We start from the raw sequence: 17,731 nt of genomic DNA, 5'->3' as shown, positions 1-17,731 counted from the left end.
AACAATTCCTCATTCTGTACCAGTATCTGTATCATTTTTTACTTCTTCTATGAATCGAAAGATAAACGGCGAGACTTCTACCTCCAAGAATAGAGACTGTTGTACCCATTGATATGTTACAGATCCCGTTGTGTAGTAAAAAATCCCTTCCGACTTCTCAGCAAGTATAGACTGTTCCGATAGAGCCATCTGTTTCATTATTTTTGCTATATAATAATTTTTTATTCGTATATTCAGATCCATTGACAAACGATAGCTTTCTAATGCTGCCGTCAATAAAAATGTACATAAAAGAAATAAAAGCAACACAGAAAATAAAATAGAGCCCTTACAACATTTTCTATTGATCATTTTTTGTCCATATGGCATATCCATCTTCTCCATTTTCAAAGTGTACATAAAAAGAAATTGTGTGTTCTTTTTCCAATAATTGAAGCTCAGTGATACTTGTTAACATAGGTTGATGTCCGCCGGAAGTTCTTCTTTTACGTATCATCGTCTGATATCTTTCGATGATGTACTGTTTATCCTCTACAGTGTAATGCAATTGCTGATTTTTCACGGAAACATTGTGACTGCTGTTAAGTTCCTCTTCTAATTGTGCTAAAAATATCAGCCACTCTTTTTGATCTTTACGCTGCAGAAAGTCACTTACTTGGATGGTTTGCTGGATCAAAAGATTGAATGACAGCAATATACTGCTTACTATCATTAGTCCGATTAGACATTCAATCAGCGTAAATGCCGGGATTTCTTGTTTTTTCAATATTGATCGCTTCTTTCTCCATATTGACAAGCACTTTTTCGATTACTCCATTATTTTCGACAATTTGGATATCGTACATAATCATTTCTTCACTTCGCTCTGGTCTTTTGTGATATATCCGCTGTGTCTTGGTATCTTCGTAAACCATTCGAATAAGTAGCATTTCCTCCCCGCTGTTCTTTTCTGCCTGAAGTAAAAAAAGCTGACCAAAACTCACTAAGTACACACAGACGGAAGCAATCATCAGCGCTGTAAGGGACTCTAATAAAATAAACCCTTTTCTATTCAATTCTTTTTGTATAGCGTCCACTCCCCATCTGGAATTGATACGTAATCGTTTGCCCTTTTTCTTCCCAATAAAATTGATACGCTTTTAGTGAACTTTCATTTCCTGTTCCAGCAGCAAAAGTGATGGAAGCATGGCGTTTCAAGGTAATCTCATCAGGAATATCTAATACTTTCCAGCTCGCTTCATCGGGTTGGGACATACGAAAAATGATCTGATTTTCGTCATTGTTCCAATAAAAACCTGTTTGGATTTGGTTCACAATAGCGATTTTTTGAGTGGTATAGATTCGTTTTTCAAACTGGCTGAAAAATTGATAGACTGCCAATTCATTCTTCCATGCAGAAAATGCGAGAACTGGAAAAGAAAGGATTGTGGTAAGCAATAAAATCAGTAATAGTGACTCAACCAACGTATATCCTGATGCTAATGTTTTACCTTCAAGGCCGCTGGTAGATGTCTGCATGTTCTCGTTTGATATAGCCTTCATTCAATAATTCCTCCACGGTAGGGATTCTTCCATTGTTTTGAAGCGCGTAGAGCTCTTTTTGTGTGTCTACCAACTGAATGATTGCTTCACGACTTTCTTGGTCTACATGATTCCTATAACGTGACAAATTGGGGACAAACAACAGTACTAGTACACTGATGATCAGTAAAACGATCAGCATTTCGATTAATGTAAAACCGCTATAATAAGGTGTTCTTTTCTTTTTCATGGCAAGACCTCCTCGATACTTCCATAAACAGGTAATAAAACAGCAGCATAAACCAGTAAAATCAAAACCGCTACGCCCAAAAAAATGATTGGCTGAATAAAATGCAGCCAGTGCTGAAGTCGTTTGAAAAGCTGTTTTCTTGTCCATTCGCTGTAAAATATCAGCTCTTTCCCTAAATTTCCCTTTGCCTCTCCCTGCAAAATAATCTTGCTGAATTCTTCAGATAGAAAACGGTAATTCTGGAACTGATCAGCTAATGGTATACCGGCCTCCAATCCTTGTATCATCTTGGAAGCAAGGTGTTGAAGGAGACTTTCTTGTTTCGTCTCCTTCAAGCAAACGATGATTTGCCTTAATTCGAAACCTTCATGAAAAAGTTTGCCAATCTCTAGCGACAAATAAGCAGATTGATACAAGGAATATATCGGCCCAATCACCAATTGTCTGCTGATCCATTCACTCCGATCAATAGGAGACAATTTCATCAGCCGATACCTTACTAGAAAAGTCAATAAAGCAACCACGAGGATAAATAGTAGAACGTACCAGTGAAAGACTTGTATCAGCTGAATCCCCCAATGCTCTTCCATAACCATCCCTGAACCAATAAGCTGAGGTAAAACGAGCAAACGCATACTAAATAAGATACCTAGCAAAAAGGTGAGCAATAGCATCGGATAGGCAAGCAGCTTTTTCAAATCATTGCGAAATCCTTCGACCAGACGAAACTGTTTGGCAATTTCCAACAAAGTTGCCGGCAGATTCCCGTGAAGTTCAGCTAATTCGATCTGTACCAGTTGTTCTGCTCCATACCCTGTTTGCGAAAGTACTTCACTAAACGGTTGTCCTTCCTTTAGCTGATGTTGGATGTTTGCCAAAATAGCAGGCTGGAACGAACGGATCGTGAGTAATAAATAAAGGGATTCTTGCAAACTAAAACCAGTTAAAAGCAGTTCTCCCATGGTTTGTGCAAACTGGTTTTGCTGGCTTCTTGTCAGTCCTTTAGAATAGTTCTGACTGCCAAGTTTTTTTCTGAGCTTCTTCATAGCTTTCCTCCCATGATTTTTTTACTGGTTCTTCCTCCATAAATTGATAACTCCACAAGACAGAAGGATGGTGATCGGCATCTTCCAAAAGTTCTTGATAAATGACTCCAGCTAGACATTCAGATAGCTCTTCTTTTTTCTTTGTTAGTTCATGGATTCTGATCAATGTACCTTCAAGATTGCGTGCATGTACGGTTGCGAATACCCGATGTCCCGTTAGTGCAGCTCTTACCGCAGCATGTGCAGTTGATTCATCTCTTATTTCGCCAATGATCAACAAATCAGGGCGATGCCGTAATGCGAGCTTCAAAAGTGTGTCATAAGTCTGTGCTATTTTGGGATTGATCTGCAATTGCAGAAAGAATGGTTCTTCGATCTCTACAGGATCTTCAATCGTGATTACTTGCCGTTTTTCTTTCAAAGCTAACCGATACATCAATGAAGTCTTGCCTGATCCGACTGGTCCGCTGAATAGATATAATCCACGTCTAAAGGTTTTCTGCAAAATAGTTTCAAAATCTAGAGAATTAAAGCAACGATGAGGTGTTTCAGAAATACCGTATAATAGCCGAATCACTAAGCTTTCTCGTTGAAGGTAATCTCCTACAGAAGACAGTCGTAACCGAACCTTCTGTTTTTCTAAAGAATAGGTCAATGCACCTAATTGAGCTTTTCTTTTTTCTCCGATATCCATTTGTCCCAAATACTTAAATCTTGAAATCAATTGCTGGCCATCTGCCGAAGATACTTCCTTCCAGAATGTTCGTTTTTTTCCATAGCGAAAATAGATGTAAAATACTTCTGAAGCTGGCAAGACATATACGTCTTGGGCATGTTTGGCGAAACTTTCACTTATCATTCGATCGGATAATCGTTTTATTTCCATTATTCTCCCCTCCACAAAAAATATACGTCTTTTTGAACTTTTTGTTTCAAATAAAATGAATTTATTAAAAAACATTGGCAAAAAACGAATTTATGTTATACTTATAAAAATTTATCTTGGGAGGCATTCCATTGGAATCAACATTAAAGAGATACATCGAAGTAGCAAGTAAAAAAAAGCCCGCTGATCTAGTGATCAAACAGGCTAAGATCGTCAATGTCTTTACGAAAGAGATCATGGAAAAAGATGTAGCGATTTACGAAGGAATGATCGTAGGGATTGGTGAATATGAAGGAAAAAGCGTACATAATGCTAATGGGCAATATCTAGTACCAGGATTCATTGATGGCCATGTGCATATTGAAAGCTCACTTTTATCACCAAGTGAATTTTCAAAAGTATCCTTGCTTCATGGAGTCACTACTGTAGTAACAGATCCCCACGAAATAGGAAACATCGCTGGGAGTACTGGTCTTCAATTTATGATAGAAGACGCAAGACAAACGCTTATGAATATTTTCTTTATGCTCCCTTCTTGTGTACCTGTCACCCCATTTGAGACAAATGGTGCAAATCTAAATGCCAAAAATCTGGCACCTTTTTTACAAAATCCCGAAGTTTTAGGTTTAGCTGAAGTCATGAACTATCAAGCAGTAGCAAATAATGAAGCAGATATCTTAGAAAAGATCCAATTGATGCACCAGCATAAGAAAAAGATTGACGGACATGCAGCTGGTATCAGCATGGAAGAATTAAATGTTTATCCCGCAGCTGGTATTCGGACGGATCATGAAGCTACAACTGCAAAAGAGGCTAAAGAACGTTTGGATCTTGGTATGTATTTAATGGTTCGAGAAGGGACCGTTGCAAAAGATCTGGCCTCGCTACTACCGGCGATCACGCCTGATAATTCAAGAAGATGCTTCTTTGTCACCGATGATAAACTCATCAATGATTTAGTTAAAGAAGGATCAATTGACCATATCGTCCGTCAAGCTATTTCAATGGGAATTGATCCGTTACAGGCAATCCAGATGGCAACATTGAATGCAGCAGAATGTTTTGATTTGAAAACACTAGGTGCGATTGCTCCTGGGTATCAAGCTGATTTCTTCTTAACAGACGATCTTACCAAGCTGCCAATTCATGAAGTTTTCTATAAGGGAACATTGGTCGTCCAATCTGGTCAACTCGAAGACCATTTATTTGCTGATCATTCAAATCCATATACATGCTGTCTACCAAACCTAAATGCTCAACCATTGCACCCTCGTTCGTTAGAGCTGCTTCTCCCTTCTTCGCAAGCCCATGTGATCGAAATTATCCCGAATAGTCTCGTCACGAACGATTTGGTAGAAAAAGTGGACCGACAAGGCGAACGATTCATTCCTTCAATCGAAAAAGACCAATTAAAGATTGCGGTGATCGAGCGTCACCATCAAACCGGAAATATTGGGTTAGGCATCGTAAAAGGATTTCAGCTGAAACAAGGGGCGATAGCGACAACGATTGCTCATGACTCTCATAATCTAGTTGTCGTGGGGACAAATGATGAGGATATGCTGTATGCTGCTAATCTTTTGATTCAAAAAGGTGGCGGGATGACTGTTGTCAACAAACAGAAGGAAATAGCTTGTCTTCCTCTACCGATAGGCGGCATCATGACACAGGAACCTTTTTCGCTCGTCAATGAACAGCTGAATGAATTAATAGCTGAAACACATCAACTAGGGGCAGCTAAAACCTTTGATCCTTTTTTGACACTTTCTTTCTTAACCTTATCTGTCATACCCGAATTGAAGATCACCGACAAAGGATTATTTTCATTCTCTCGATTCCAATTGATTCCACCTTGTTGAAAACCGAGGAAATAGGTATATCTTAAATCAAAAAAGTCCCAGAAAATGCACATGACAGATGTAATGTGTTTTCTGGGATTTGATTTATATTTTTATGAAAGTAAAAAGTTCATTCACAGACTTTTCTTTTTGGTCTTATCTTGAAATCGAGCTTCTACTCGATAAATACGTTGACCTTTCGAAGAAAATTTTTCTTCATACTCCGTCATAATATTGCCTTCAAATTGACTTTGATGCAAATCCAACCATACCTGTTTGAGGATCATGCCATATTGAGAAAAACTTGCCAGCGAATACTCAAACAATCCTTGATTATCTGTTTTGAAGTGGATTTCTCCATTTGGGCGGAGGATCTGTTCATCTACAGCAAGAAAAGTTTTGTATGTCAAGCGCCGTTTTTCATGTCGTTTTTTCGGCCATGGATCAGAAAAATTCAGATAGATCTGATCTACTTCGCTGTCAGCGAAATATTCTGTCAATGCTGATCCATCCACATGCAGAAGCTTCAGGTTAGGAAGCGGTTGTTCGATCAACTTGTCTAATGCTATAGAAACAACACTTACTTGCATTTCTACTCCAATATAATTGATTTCAGGATGGGCTTTTGCCATTCCAGTGATGAACTGGCCTTTCCCCATTCCAATCTCAATATGGATTGGATGATTGTTTCCAAACAATTCATTCCATTTTCCCTTCCACAATGTTGGATCACTAATTACAAAATTCGGGTGAGCCGCTAACATTTCCGCTGCTCCCGGACGATTTCGGACACGCATTATTTATCTCCATTCCTTTCTCTAATTAAAAAGGTCTGGCCAAATCTCCGCAGAGTTTGGGCCAAACCTCAGCCACTGAAAATTCGTTTTAATTGTAAAATTTCTTCGTTCATTCGTCGATGATCTTCACGTTTGCAGTATCTAGTGATTTCTTGGAGCAAATTCATGGCCGCATACCAGTGAAACTTTTCAAGCATTTCGTCAGTCGGACGTATGCCATAACTGATCAGCCATTGATTCCAACTGGATAGAGGCACATAATTTCCTAAAATCGTTGCAATATCTACCGCAGGGTCTGCAAACATGATTGAATCCCAATCCACAAGATATAAATAATTTTTACATACTAACCAGTTTCGATGATTTACATCTCCATGCACTACTGATAGATTTTCCTTATCTATCGGCGGGATCTGCTCACGAAGAAATCGATGGACGATTTGCAGAAATTGATTTTTCTGGAGTTCTTCTGGTAATTCTTTTTCATATTTTTGCAACATCTTCTCCGGCGTCATAACACGTCCGCCGATACGGGTCAGCATGGTTTTAAGAGAATTTGAATGATGTAAATGGTACAAAACATCAATTACGTCATTTCTTTGACCAATCTCATTAGGAGTTAGCAAGCGGCCTTCTAGCCATTCTTGTGCTGTCAAGGTATCGCCATTCCCCGTTCGTTTTGTCCAAACAAGTTTTGGTGTAATTCCTTCCCTTGAAAGAGCAGCCAACATCGGAGTCGTGTTTCGTTTAATAAAGACTTTGTCTTCATCACGCATGCCTATGTATGTTTTTCCTGTATCGCCTTTGATGGGACGTAACCGCCACTCTTGGTCTAACTGAAACTCCATCATGCATTCTCCCGTCCTCTTACTCTTTGTTTTGCAGTACTTATTATTCTAGTCGCCTGATCACTACACGTCAAGCACATATACGTTCTTTTTCATTTATTTGCCATTCAAAAAACCGACTTTTCTCAAAAAAAATAGAACGAACAGCATTCTTACTGTCAACGCTCTATTTTTCAGTTCATTTTTATCCTACACAGCTTTGTTTTCAGTCTGACATCTTCTTCAAACGAGTTGGTACATATAGTTTAACAAAGAGACCCGTAACAATCAAATAAGCCGCTAGCGGAACCCATCGCTGCTGACCATCCAATACGACTGCAGCAATCAACCCAAAGATAACCGATGCGATAACTAATACCCATGTGAGCAGATACTGGATCGCCTGCTTCTTCTGATTCTCATGGATCGGATAAAGCTGAACGAGCACCATATAGCGGAACTGGCTCGCTAAAGGCAACAATTGGAAACCGATCAAATATAAAAATAAAGAACCGATTATCAGACTAAAATAAAAGTCGATCACTCCGAAAATCAATAGCCCACCTATAATTACTAACCGGAAATAAAGACCACTAAAATCAGAACCTCTTGCCAATCTTCTTGCAAACAAGTAAAGATAAGTGTTTTTTGATTCTCTCTTAATATGAGTCAATAGAGGATCCAAGTAGCGTCTTCTTTTTACCTTTGCCGTAATTTCAGGAACATCGGTGAATAAATTAATAAATTGATAGATTTGATGCAACCTTTGTTCTTCTGCGTGCACCATTTTCTCCCAATCCAATCCTTTTTCCTGTTGCTTCCACAAAAACCAATAATATAGACTTGCCTGTACCAATGCACCTGCTACCCCTGCCCAGACCAGCCAATAAAATGAAAGAAGCAAAATGAGCATAGAAGAAAGTAACCAACCTGTTTTCCAATAACGAATGACCTGTTGATCTAGCCGAAACAATTCTGCTCGCTTGATTTGCAGATGACTGAATTTCAAACTCCATAATATGATCAGATAGACGAAAAACATCGAAAAGACTTGCTGAGTACTAACCACCACTAATGGCATAGCAAATCCGCATGCCAATATCAAAAGGATCATCGGAAAAATGCAAGAATAGCGAAAAGCTCGTTCCAAATAGGTCTGCATTTCTTTTTCTTTCGGAAGTAAAAAAACAATATCTGCTGCCTCCGCAAAAGTAGCCATCTTGCCTACAAATAAACAGAGCATCCAAAATACAGAGATTATCATTCCCCCAAGTGCAAAAGGCGGATGCAAGGTTTTCAACCAGCTAGAATAGTACAATCCCACGCCACCAATTAAGAAAAGACAAACTAAAACAAAATGATCGTTCAACACATAGCGCATATATTTCATCATTTTCTTTTGATGCCTTGCTAAACGTTTTTGAAAAAAACTACTCATGTGCCTGCTCCTTTGTTAAAGCGATATAGATTTCGTCCAAAGAAGAATCCGGCAGATGAAATTCTTTTCTCAACATCTCAAGGGTCCCATCTGCTCGTATCTCTCCGTTATGTAAGACCACAAAACGGTCACAGTATTTTTCTGCAGTAGCTAAAATATGCGTAGACATCAAAATACCGGCTCCTTCTTTTTTCATCTCTACCATCAATTCAAGCAGCGCATTGATAGCTAGTGGGTCCAATCCTAAGAATGGTTCATCAATGATATATAAAGAAGGCTCGATCAAAAAGGCGCATAAGATCATCACTTTCTGCTTCATCCCTTTTGAAAAATTAGCCGGAAACCAGTCAAGGCGATTAGACAAACGGAAAGTCTCCAACAGCTTTTCAGCTCTTTTCATTGCTGTATCCATAGGTATATCATAGGCCATCGCAGTGACTTCGATATGTTCCCTCAAAGTCAATTCTTCATATAAAGAAGGCGTCTCTGGAATATACCCAATTTGTTTACGATATTCTTCTGTATTTTTCTTTAAAGATAGATGATTGATTTCTATCGTTCCCTTTGAAGGTTCCAACAGACCGATAATGTGCTTGATGGTTGTACTTTTCCCTGCTCCGTTCAGCCCGATCAATCCTACTATCTCTCCAGGCTGTACGTTGAAACTGATGTCTTTTAACACAGGGAGATGGCCATACCCTCCTGTGACATGATCGATAATTAAACTCATTCTTTTTCCTCCGCCATTTATTTTTATTTATTATACCACGAAGAAAATGACGGTATTTTGTTTTTTTCCTTACAATGGCTTTAACTTATGGTAAAGTTAAGCTGAAGTATTTATTCTTTATGGAAAGGATGTTTTTTATGGAAAACTGTATTTTTTGCAAAATCATCAATCAAGAAATCCCAAGCTATAAAATTTATGAAGACGACAAAGTCTATGCTTTTTTAGACATTTCTCAAGCAACGAAAGGACACACGTTAGTTGTCCCTAAACGTCATGTAGCAGATATTTTTGAATATGATCCTGAACTTGCAGGAGAAGTTTTTTCACGTGTGCCTAAGATTGCTCAAGCATTAGAAAAAGCTTTTCCAGAAATGAAAGGTCTTAATATCTTGAATAACAACCGTGAATTAGCTTATCAATCTGTTTTTCATTCACATATCCATTTAGTTCCTCGCTATAGCAAAGAGGACGATTTTTCTATCCACTTTGGCAACCATCAAGACAGTTATGGACCAGAAGAACTAAAAGCTATTCAAGAAACAATCGTAAAGCAGGTGCACAGCGATGATTAAAAACTTTTTCAAAGGACTGTTATTCGGAGCTGCTGCTGGAACTGTCGGAGGTCTGTTATTTGCACCTAGGAGTGGGAACGAAACAAGAAAAAAACTGATTGAAGAACTGGAAGAAGCAACCACTCTGACAAACGATTTAAATAACAGCTTGGATCATTTTAAAAGCGCATTGATCGAGACAAAAGAAACAGCTGAATCTGTGATTCCCGCTTTCCAAGAAGCCATCAACAAAGATATCGAAGATTTTAAATTCCAGGCCGAACCACGTATCGCCCAAATCAATGAACAAGTAGAAAAACTAACAGCTGATCTGCCTGAGTATCCTGATCAAATGCAATAATGATCATTTTCTCAACAGATACGACTGTCTAATAGAGGAATAATTGCACATTTCCAAGGAATGTGATGAAATTTTGAATTTTGTTTGAAACTATCACGAGAACGCTTTTAAAGGGCATGGGATATGGTATAGTTAATATATAAAAAATAATAACTAATTACAGGAGTGCAAACATTAATGAAAAAAAAATCAATTATTTTGGCAGCTACTAGTGCGTTGGCTGTTTTAACTCTAGCGGCTTGTTCAGGCGATACCAATAAAGATATCGCAACGATGAAAGGCGGAACGATCACTGTATCTGATTTCTACGATGAAGCAAAGCTCGAATCATCGAACCAATCATTAGTACAACGGATGATCATCTATAAAGTATTCAATAACAAATACGGCGATAAAGTAACAGATAAACAAGTGGATGCAGAATACGACAAACAAGCGAAATCTTTAGGTGATACTTTTGAATCACAATTAGAAACTGCTGGGTATACGAAAGATTCTTATAAAGAATATATCCGTAATAATCTAGCTTTTGAAGCTGGTTTGAAGGCTCATGTAGATATTACAGATGATGATTTGAAAACTGCTTGGGAATCTTTCCATCCAGAAGTAGAAGCACAAATCATCAAATTATCAAGTGAAGATGAAGCCAAAGATGTAAAAAAATCAGCGGACGATGGGGATGATTTCTCTAAATTAGCCAAAGACAAATCGACTGATTCAGAGACAAAAGAAGATGGCGGTAAAGTCAAATTCGACTCGACGACAACAACCATTCCTGCAGAAGTAAAAGAAGCAGCTTTCAAATTGAAAGACGGCGAAGTCTCTGACGTTATTACTGCAACAAATACTACTTCTTATGCAACAGAATACTATGTTGTCAAAATGGTGAAAAACCAAAATAAAGGCAACGACATGGATAAATACAAAGATCAATTAAAAGAAATCGCTACTGAAACAAAATTAAGTGATAATACATTCACGACTAAAGTAATCGGTGAAGAATTAAAAGATGCAAATGTAAAAATCAAAGATGATGCCTTTGAAAATGTGTTGAGTGCATTCACAACAACTTCATCAAGTACGAAAGACTCAAGTGAAGCCACATCTTCAACAAAGAGCTCTGACACAAAATCAACTGATTCAACAAAAGAATCTTCAACTGAAGAAACAACTGATTCATCAAAATAAAAGAAAACAAAAAAAGCGAAGACTTATGTCTCGCTTTTTTGTTTTGAATGAAAAAAATAAATTTTTGCTATAAATCTTTTGGTACATAGAAACTTCGGTTGTCCATACCGAAAATCCGATCTGTGTATTTTCCTGGTTCTGTTTGACGAATCGAAGTCAACATCATCTGCATGGAAGCATCAATATTGTCGATTTGATGTAATATTTCTGCTTCCATTATTCTTGGACGTACAGGTGAACCATATTCTAATAGGCCGTGATGTGCTAAAACCATATGTCGTAATACGAGAACGTCTTCGTCAGCTTCGCTGATTTTCAGCGCAAGACAGGCTTTAGTTATTTCTTCGTCAATCAATACCAAATGACCGATTAAATTCCCTGCAAGCGTATATTCTGTCGACATAGGACCGGAAAGTTCGATCACCTTTCCTAAATCATGCAAAATGATACCCGCATATAATAATGGTCGATTCAACTCAGGATATTCATCGGCAATTGATTTTCCTAAGTGAAGCATTGTCAAAGTATGATAAGCTAATCCACTGGCAAATGCATGATGGTTTCTTTTGGCTGCCGGAAACTCAAAAAATTGTTTTTGGTATTTATTGAGTAGATAGCGAACGATCCGATTCCAATGTGCATTTGTGATTTCAAATAATAATTGATTGATTTCTTCTTCCATTTCTTCTTTCTTCAAAGGGGCTCTTTCCATGTATAAACTAGGTTCCCCTGGCTCATCCATCCTTGTTAAACGCATGTGAAGAATCTTTACTTGCGGGTTCCCTTGATAAACCTCTCTTTTACCGTTTAGAAAAACGACTGTGCCGGCTGTAAATTTGTTGATTTCCTCTTCCGAAGCATCCCAGTACTTGCCATCGATGGTACCTGAAGTATCTTGGAAAGTAAAAGCAATAAATTTTTTTCCGTTTTTAGCGATTCTTACATCTGCACTTTTGATCAGGACAAATTGCTCAAACTGCTCATCGATTACTAAATCACGAATTTTTTTCATTATTTGCTCCTTCTAATTGTTTTACGGTTTGGTTCATCTCATGGTAATAGCTTACCATTTCTTTATCAGAAGAAAAACAAATTATTTGATACTTTTCTCCAAATTTAGCTAAAAGTTCAGCTAATTGATACTTTCGCTGATGATCATAATGAAGCCAGCCATCATCTATGATGATCGGGCATATCGAACGATTGGCTTCTAACGAGAGGTAAGCAAACCTCATCGCCATAATCAGCTGATCTTTCGTACCTGTAGACAACTCATAGATTGGAAAGTCTGTATATCCGTCTGTTAAAGTCAGTGTATCGTTTTTCAGTAATATCTTCTGATAATTTCCTTTTGTTAAAATACCTAAATAATCACCCGCTGCTTTTAACAACTGAGGTAATTGTCTCTCACTCATCTCTGTTGAAAGATCGCCTAAGAATGTCCCTGCGATTTCAAATGCGCCCCATTCCTCCAGCAATTCCTGCAATTTTGCTTTTTGTCGGCTAGCTTGTTGATAGAGTTCGTCCAATGTGCCGTCTCTTTGCAGCTCTTCTACTTGAAGTTGGAGTCGTTGCCGATTTTCACTTGCTTCTTTTTCTTCTTGCTGTAGTTGGCCTTGTTTTTCTTTCAGTTGCCGCAGTCTTACAGATAATTTCTCTTTCGTCAGTTCTTCAGGAAACAGTGGACGAAGCATTTCTGACAGTTCATTGTACCTTTTCATCTGCTGTTCGGCTTGTTTGGCTTTTTGTAAAAAGACAGGTACTTCCGAAGGATAAGATAATCCAGCTTGGCTCAATTGTTCGCTGTATTCTTGTATCCATACTTTTTGTTTCTTTTTCAATTGATTGATTTCTTGCTTCAATAAAGTATTTTGCTGATAGCTTCTGGCAAATTTCATCTGTTCCATTTCTTGGATAAAACGGGAAAGCATAGCCATTTTTTCTGAGATCGTCTTATCTTGTATGGGTAGCCATTCTTTAACAAACTCAAATTTCTGATCGATCTGTTGTAGTTTTTCTTGGATTTCCTGCTCTCTTTTATGTTTCCGCACAAATACGCCATACAATTTCTGATAATCTATGACTTCTTGCCCATATTCTTTCATGAGTTTGAGTGTATCCATCTTTCCTAAGTGCCGATGATCAGCAAAACGATATACTTCTTGCTGAAGAATCTGTTTTTCTTCTTCGATTCTCTTTTGTTTTTCTTCTGCTTCTGCTAATTGGGCTAAAGCTAAATCAAGCTGACCTAGTTTTTCTTGCCACATTCCTTTTATTTCTGAGAAATCATTTTTAGGTTTGACCTTTGGATGCTGTTTGTAGAAGAAATAGCCCACCATGCCTGCACCAATCAATAAAAAGATCACTTTTAAGGGCATTGGTACAAATATACCTGCAATGATTATTGCTCCGCCAGCAATTAGCATATAGGGTTTAGATGAAGGGGTTGGTGCTATCTCTGACTGATTTTGTAATAATGCTGGATAAGTCTCTTCCAACTCATTCACTTCTGCTTCGATCATTTTTTGCTGTTCTTTAGCTATCTGGAGACGCACAGAAATCTGGCTTTCTAGATCAGCAATCCTTCTTTCTTTAGCCAGAAGATTCTTCCACTCTTCTTCATATAAAAATTCTTCCGGTAACGGATTTTTCTGCCACTGCCATCTTTGTTCCAAGATCTTCAATTCTGAATTTGTTTCTCTAGTCTCTATTTGAAGTCTTTGCCATTCTTCGCTTAATTGTTCCGTTGTAAACTGGAGTTGTTGGAGGTCTTTTAGTTCTTGCTCCTGCTCTAAATAAAAATAATATCTAGCTGACTGCTGATCCATCCCGCTATGCTTTTCCAGAGTTGCTTCTAATTCTTCTAAACGCTCATTTGTTTGCTGATACCGTTTGGAAAAAGACTCCAGATCAAGAAGAAGTTGTTCATCAGGAAGACCTGTGGCGATGTTTTTTTTGAGGGATTGCCATTCTTCATATAAAGAAAAATTGAGTTCTTGCTGTCTGGCTAGTGCAAATTGTTTATTCGCCTCATGTAGTTGTTCCAGTAACTGTTGCTGTTGCGACTCGTATTCCTGTTCTTGTTGGATCAACTTGCCAAAATAAGCTTCCTGTTCTTGTTTTAGATGGATTTTTTCTTGAAGCTCTTTCCATTCATTTAATTTTTGATTGATCAGCAGTTTTTGGCCTTTTTTCTTGAATAACTGTTGTGCTTTCTGATAATATTCTTGTCTTTTTTGGAATACTTGAGAACTGCCCGTAATCCCTAAAGAAATCAGTGCATCATGTAGCTCTTTTTCTCTCAAGTGATCTAGTTCCATCAACTGTTCTTGCTGGAAAGTAAATACCTGCTGGAATAACTCTTTCGTCAAAGGTGCAATCAGTTTTTCTAGTAATTCATCACTTCCAACTTGGTTCCCCAGCCATACCTTCGATTTTCCACGATTTTGCTGTTTATAGCGCTCGACAGCAAACTCACCGTATACAGGATGTATAAGCCATATTTTGCCGCCATAGGCTGAGCCGTCTTTTGGTGTATAATCCTTTTTTTTACGGCCTTTTGAAGGGAATCCAAATAAGATGGCTTGGATAAATTGATAAATCGTTGATTTTCCTGCTTCGTTTCCCCCATAGATCAGCTGATTACCTGAATAAAAATCAAAACTTTTTTGACGCCATTTTCCAAAAGCAGCAATCTCGATCCTTAAAATCTTCATTCCTGATCCTCCTCAAATAAAAAATCTTGATTAAGTAGCTGCTTGGCTTTTTCAAGTGTTTCTTCTTGATATTCCGGCAGTTCGCTCAATATTTTAGCCGCTTCTTGGTGACTATATACTTCATTTAAAATTTGTTGGAAATCTTGAGGTGTCTGATAGTATTGAAATAGCTGTTCCATCAATTTAGCAGAAGCAGCAAGTGGAATCTTCGCATAAAAAGTATCCTCCATGAGAGAAATACGCCAAATAAATAAATCCCTTATCCTATCTGAAAATTCCTCTAACAGATAATCTAATAACTCTCCTGATTGTATTCTCTCTAGAACATCTGTATTGAGATGGTCATAATCTTTTAATTTTATCTCAATTAAACTAAACCCATCTTCTACTTTTGAAAGTTGCTGACGAATATGAACAATGACCTCTTTTGTCGTTTTCGCTTGCCTCAATGATATTTCCTTTGTCTTCCAATAGACCTCTGCTACTTTAATCGGATGTATTTGACAACTTCCTTTACTTAATTCAACAAGTAGAATGGACGTAGAAGTTTGTTCTTTTTTAGTGTGTCCTTGAGGCGCACCTGGATAAACGATGGTTTGCTTTTCATTTAAAACTGTTGGCACATGGATATGCCCCAAAGCCCAATAATCGTATCCTTTTTCTTGCATTTTTGAAGGTTGGAATGGGGCATAGTTCCCTTTTTGCGAGGTACCAGGTTCCCCGTGATACAAACCAATATGGTAATCTGTGAGTTCTCTAGAAGGAAATTCCATCACTTTGTCTTTTTGAATCCAGGGTTGTCGATAACTGAATCCACTGAGAGAGACAGTTTCGCCACTTTTTATCGTTATTTTTTTTGTCTCTACCGTTTCGGATGTAAATAAATAGACATTTTTAGGAAAGGAGAACCAATACCGCTCTTTTTGATAGAAATCATGATTTCCGAATATTATAAATACAGGTATATGGTTCTTTTCTAACCGTTTCATCTGTTCTGAAAAATGTTTCTGTATTTTTAATGAAGGACGATTTTGATGAAAATTATCTCCTGCAAGTAAAACAAAATCAACGTTATTTATTATTGCCTGTTCAATGATATTTGATAAAACGGTCAGATTCGTCTTCAATAGTTTTTCCTGTACAGTTTTATCTAGAGTTGTCAGTCCTTCAAATGACCGATCCATATGTAAATCTGCCGCATGGATAAATTTCACCATTAAAAATTCCCTCCTCTTTTTCTTTTATCATACCATTTTCAATGTTTTTTTTCATCAATAACCGAAAATTTGTTCGTATTATGCAAAGAAATTACGATAAATGGCTGGCTTCAAAAAATGAGTTTATTCGAAAAAAGATTGTGACATGATTTTTGTCACAATCCTAAATATTTATATTCTATACTCCCTAAATTAGTTTATATGGTAAGAATTCTTTCAAAAGCTTGAGATACTCCGTCTTTATCGTTTGAAACGGTAATATAATCAGCTTTTTTCATGATCTCTTGATGACTATTTCCCATTGCAAAACTAATATCTGCACTCTCAAACATAGATAAGTCATTTAAACTATCCCCGATCGCGATTCTCAAAGGTTTTTTTAAATTGTAGATTGATTCCAAACGATCAAACACCGTGCCTTTCGATACATTTTTAGGCACGATTTCAATGTTTACAGGTGCTGATTCAGTAACAGTCACATTTAGCATCTTTTTCAAACGGTTAAATATATTCGCTTTCAATTGACGATTGGGAATAAAAATAAAAAATTTGTAAATGCTGATATCATCCTTTTCTATAATTTCCTCAATATTATTATAAGGAATAGAACAAATAGATTTTTCATACTCAAGCTCATAGTTCAACTCCTTGACAGAAAATTCACTACCTACCTCGTGAAAGATTTTTTTCATTTTATTTTTATAGTTCTGCGATTCATAACTTCCGAGATTCGTATATATTTTAGTTGGAAATTTCGATATGACAGAATCAATTTTTTTTACATCCTTTTTATCGAAAAAAGACTCAAATATCTTTTTTTCTCCATCAAATCCAACAGAACCATTTAATCCTACTGCTGGAACCATTAAACCAGATTTTTTGAGAATATTATTAATGTCTTCTACTTCTCTTCCAGAACAAATGAATGGAAAACAGTCTTTAGGTAAATGTTGCATTGTTCTTGCATTTTTTTGACTAATGCTCTGGTCAGAATTCAAAAGAGTACCGTCTAAATCTATACCAATTAGTTTCATTTCATCCATGTCTCCTATACGTTAATTATACATTCACTGCTGATTATAAGTCTAAATTTCTCACAAAACATATACTAATTATACCTAATTTAAGTAAGTATAAGAATCATTTTAAGAATAGGAACGGACATTTGTATACTGTTCTCTATATTTTTGATTTATAAATAAACGTGTATTGTATCAAAATCAATTATATCGTTATTTTATAATAACCAACTATAAAAAAACGAAGTAGGTGAAAACTAACTTCGATATTCATAGAAGACTCTATTAGTTCAATTTAGTAAAAGATTTAAACAAAAAAAAGATGAACTATTTCTAGTTCATCTTG

General features: G+C 37.1%; 19 protein-coding genes. 4 read left to right on the top strand and 15 right to left on the bottom strand.

Annotated elements, in window-relative coordinates:
- Nucleotides 1-9: 9 nt before the first annotated feature.
- Genes comGG through comGA form a run of 7 tightly spaced genes read right to left on the bottom strand, consistent with a single transcriptional unit; the run spans nucleotide 10 to nucleotide 3,703 of the window.
- The gene (gene comGG, locus AB3I00_RS10730) at nucleotides 10-369 is read right to left on the bottom strand and encodes a competence type IV pilus minor pilin ComGG (protein ID WP_002291353.1); all 360 of its coding nucleotides are present in this window, start codon (nucleotides 367-369) and stop codon (nucleotides 10-12) included.
- Nucleotides 341-766, bottom strand: coding sequence for a competence type IV pilus minor pilin ComGF (gene comGF / locus AB3I00_RS10725; protein WP_002328904.1), 426 nt, complete (start codon nucleotides 764-766; stop codon nucleotides 341-343). The genes comGG and comGF overlap by 29 nt, the downstream gene beginning before the upstream one ends.
- Nucleotides 729-1,076, bottom strand: a complete 348-nt coding sequence (locus AB3I00_RS10720; RefSeq protein ID WP_002315634.1) for a hypothetical protein — start codon at nucleotides 1,074-1,076, stop codon at nucleotides 729-731. The genes comGF and AB3I00_RS10720 overlap by 38 nt, the downstream gene beginning before the upstream one ends.
- Nucleotides 1,048-1,518, bottom strand: a complete 471-nt coding sequence (gene comGD / locus AB3I00_RS10715) for a competence type IV pilus minor pilin ComGD (protein WP_368025241.1) — start codon at nucleotides 1,516-1,518, stop codon at nucleotides 1,048-1,050. Before comGD ends, AB3I00_RS10720 begins: the two co-directional genes overlap by 29 nt.
- A complete protein-coding gene (gene comGC, locus AB3I00_RS10710; RefSeq protein ID WP_002309938.1) occupies nucleotides 1,493-1,771 on the bottom strand; it encodes a competence type IV pilus major pilin ComGC in 279 nt (92 codons plus the stop codon). Before comGC ends, comGD begins: the two co-directional genes overlap by 26 nt.
- Nucleotides 1,768-2,817: a competence type IV pilus assembly protein ComGB gene (gene comGB, locus AB3I00_RS10705; protein WP_002291347.1), complete on the bottom strand. Its 1,050-nt coding sequence runs from the start codon at nucleotides 2,815-2,817 to the stop codon at nucleotides 1,768-1,770. Before comGB ends, comGC begins: the two co-directional genes overlap by 4 nt.
- Complete coding sequence (gene comGA, locus AB3I00_RS10700; RefSeq protein WP_368025194.1) at nucleotides 2,774-3,703, bottom strand: competence type IV pilus ATPase ComGA; 930 nt, start codon at nucleotides 3,701-3,703, stop codon at nucleotides 2,774-2,776. Before comGA ends, comGB begins: the two co-directional genes overlap by 44 nt.
- Before the next feature lie 131 nt (nucleotides 3,704-3,834).
- Between comGA and ade the strand changes: the two genes are divergently transcribed.
- A complete protein-coding gene (gene ade, locus AB3I00_RS10695) occupies nucleotides 3,835-5,562 on the top strand; it encodes an adenine deaminase (RefSeq protein WP_368025193.1) in 1,728 nt (575 codons plus the stop codon).
- Between the two features lie 113 nt (nucleotides 5,563-5,675).
- On the opposite strand, the gene trmB is transcribed toward ade, so the two are convergent.
- From trmB to AB3I00_RS10675, 4 genes are all read right to left on the bottom strand, one after another.
- Nucleotides 5,676-6,338 carry a tRNA (guanosine(46)-N7)-methyltransferase TrmB gene (gene trmB / locus AB3I00_RS10690; RefSeq protein ID WP_104764747.1) on the bottom strand — a complete coding sequence of 221 codons (663 nt, stop codon included), beginning with the start codon at nucleotides 6,336-6,338 and terminating at the stop codon, nucleotides 5,676-5,678.
- Nucleotides 6,339-6,406: 68 nt separating this feature from the next.
- A complete protein-coding gene (locus AB3I00_RS10685) occupies nucleotides 6,407-7,189 on the bottom strand; it encodes a phosphotransferase family protein (RefSeq protein ID WP_002291341.1) in 783 nt (260 codons plus the stop codon).
- A 202-nt stretch (nucleotides 7,190-7,391) separates the two neighbouring features.
- On the bottom strand, nucleotides 7,392-8,603 hold the full coding sequence (locus tag AB3I00_RS10680; RefSeq protein WP_002341133.1) for an ABC transporter permease: 1,212 nt from the start codon (nucleotides 8,601-8,603) through the stop codon (nucleotides 7,392-7,394).
- The gene (locus tag AB3I00_RS10675) at nucleotides 8,596-9,333 is read right to left on the bottom strand and encodes an ABC transporter ATP-binding protein (protein WP_002291338.1); all 738 of its coding nucleotides are present in this window, start codon (nucleotides 9,331-9,333) and stop codon (nucleotides 8,596-8,598) included. The genes AB3I00_RS10680 and AB3I00_RS10675 overlap by 8 nt, the downstream gene beginning before the upstream one ends.
- A gap of 137 nt (nucleotides 9,334-9,470) precedes the next feature.
- Here AB3I00_RS10675 and AB3I00_RS10670 point away from each other — a divergent pair, with 137 nt between their 5' ends.
- From AB3I00_RS10670 to AB3I00_RS10660, 3 genes are all read left to right on the top strand, one after another.
- Complete coding sequence (locus tag AB3I00_RS10670) at nucleotides 9,471-9,905, top strand: HIT family protein (RefSeq protein ID WP_002291337.1); 435 nt, start codon at nucleotides 9,471-9,473, stop codon at nucleotides 9,903-9,905.
- Nucleotides 9,898-10,245: a YtxH domain-containing protein gene (locus tag AB3I00_RS10665; protein ID WP_123838223.1), complete on the top strand. Its 348-nt coding sequence runs from the start codon at nucleotides 9,898-9,900 to the stop codon at nucleotides 10,243-10,245. The genes AB3I00_RS10670 and AB3I00_RS10665 overlap by 8 nt, the downstream gene beginning before the upstream one ends.
- 177 nt (nucleotides 10,246-10,422) lie before the next feature.
- A complete protein-coding gene (locus AB3I00_RS10660) occupies nucleotides 10,423-11,433 on the top strand; it encodes a peptidylprolyl isomerase (RefSeq protein WP_002291335.1) in 1,011 nt (336 codons plus the stop codon).
- A 67-nt stretch (nucleotides 11,434-11,500) separates the two neighbouring features.
- Here AB3I00_RS10660 and AB3I00_RS10655 read toward each other — a convergent pair whose 3' ends face one another.
- From AB3I00_RS10655 to AB3I00_RS10640, 4 genes are all read right to left on the bottom strand, one after another.
- On the bottom strand, nucleotides 11,501-12,445 hold the full coding sequence (locus AB3I00_RS10655; protein ID WP_002291331.1) for a 3'-5' exoribonuclease YhaM family protein: 945 nt from the start codon (nucleotides 12,443-12,445) through the stop codon (nucleotides 11,501-11,503).
- On the bottom strand, nucleotides 12,429-15,149 hold the full coding sequence (locus AB3I00_RS10650) for an AAA family ATPase (RefSeq protein WP_368025191.1): 2,721 nt from the start codon (nucleotides 15,147-15,149) through the stop codon (nucleotides 12,429-12,431). The genes AB3I00_RS10655 and AB3I00_RS10650 overlap by 17 nt, the downstream gene beginning before the upstream one ends.
- Nucleotides 15,146-16,366 (bottom strand): exonuclease SbcCD subunit D, encoded by a 1,221-nt coding sequence (locus AB3I00_RS10645; protein WP_368025190.1) that lies wholly within the window; start codon nucleotides 16,364-16,366, stop codon nucleotides 15,146-15,148. Before AB3I00_RS10645 ends, AB3I00_RS10650 begins: the two co-directional genes overlap by 4 nt.
- A 197-nt stretch (nucleotides 16,367-16,563) precedes the next feature.
- Entirely contained in the window at nucleotides 16,564-17,409 is an 846-nt protein-coding gene (locus tag AB3I00_RS10640) for a Cof-type HAD-IIB family hydrolase (RefSeq protein WP_368025188.1), read from the bottom strand.
- Between the last annotated feature and the right edge of the window lie 322 nt (nucleotides 17,410-17,731).

Origin of the sequence: Enterococcus sp. C76 (assembly GCF_040886985.1) — a bacterium.
In the GTDB taxonomy this organism is placed as follows: domain Bacteria; phylum Bacillota; class Bacilli; order Lactobacillales; family Enterococcaceae; genus Enterococcus_B; species Enterococcus_B lactis.
This window is presented reverse-complemented; position numbering and strand designations above follow the sequence as displayed.

Coding starts and splice junctions, on each gene's coding strand:
- AB3I00_RS10645 (WP_368025190.1), bottom strand. CDS start 16,366: ATGGTGAAATTTATCCATGCGGCAGATTTACATATGGATCGGTCATTT.
- AB3I00_RS10650 (WP_368025191.1), bottom strand. CDS start 15,149: ATGAAGATTTTAAGGATCGAGATTGCTGCTTTTGGAAAATGGCGTCAA.
- AB3I00_RS10685 (WP_002291341.1), bottom strand. CDS start 7,189: ATGATGGAGTTTCAGTTAGACCAAGAGTGGCGGTTACGTCCCATCAAA.
- comGD (WP_368025241.1), bottom strand. CDS start 1,518: ATGCAGACATCTACCAGCGGCCTTGAAGGTAAAACATTAGCATCAGGA.
- comGC (WP_002309938.1), bottom strand. CDS start 1,771: ATGAAAAAGAAAAGAACACCTTATTATAGCGGTTTTACATTAATCGAA.
- AB3I00_RS10680 (WP_002341133.1), bottom strand. CDS start 8,603: ATGAGTAGTTTTTTTCAAAAACGTTTAGCAAGGCATCAAAAGAAAATG.
- AB3I00_RS10640 (WP_368025188.1), bottom strand. CDS start 17,409: ATGGATGAAATGAAACTAATTGGTATAGATTTAGACGGTACTCTTTTG.
- comGG (WP_002291353.1), bottom strand. CDS start 369: ATGCCATATGGACAAAAAATGATCAATAGAAAATGTTGTAAGGGCTCT.
- comGB (WP_002291347.1), bottom strand. CDS start 2,817: ATGAAGAAGCTCAGAAAAAAACTTGGCAGTCAGAACTATTCTAAAGGA.
- comGA (WP_368025194.1), bottom strand. CDS start 3,703: ATGGAAATAAAACGATTATCCGATCGAATGATAAGTGAAAGTTTCGCC.
- AB3I00_RS10660 (WP_002291335.1), top strand. CDS start 10,423: ATGAAAAAAAAATCAATTATTTTGGCAGCTACTAGTGCGTTGGCTGTT.
- AB3I00_RS10655 (WP_002291331.1), bottom strand. CDS start 12,445: ATGAAAAAAATTCGTGATTTAGTAATCGATGAGCAGTTTGAGCAATTT.
- trmB (WP_104764747.1), bottom strand. CDS start 6,338: ATGCGTGTCCGAAATCGTCCGGGAGCAGCGGAAATGTTAGCGGCTCAC.
- AB3I00_RS10665 (WP_123838223.1), top strand. CDS start 9,898: ATGATTAAAAACTTTTTCAAAGGACTGTTATTCGGAGCTGCTGCTGGA.
- AB3I00_RS10675 (WP_002291338.1), bottom strand. CDS start 9,333: ATGAGTTTAATTATCGATCATGTCACAGGAGGGTATGGCCATCTCCCT.
- AB3I00_RS10670 (WP_002291337.1), top strand. CDS start 9,471: ATGGAAAACTGTATTTTTTGCAAAATCATCAATCAAGAAATCCCAAGC.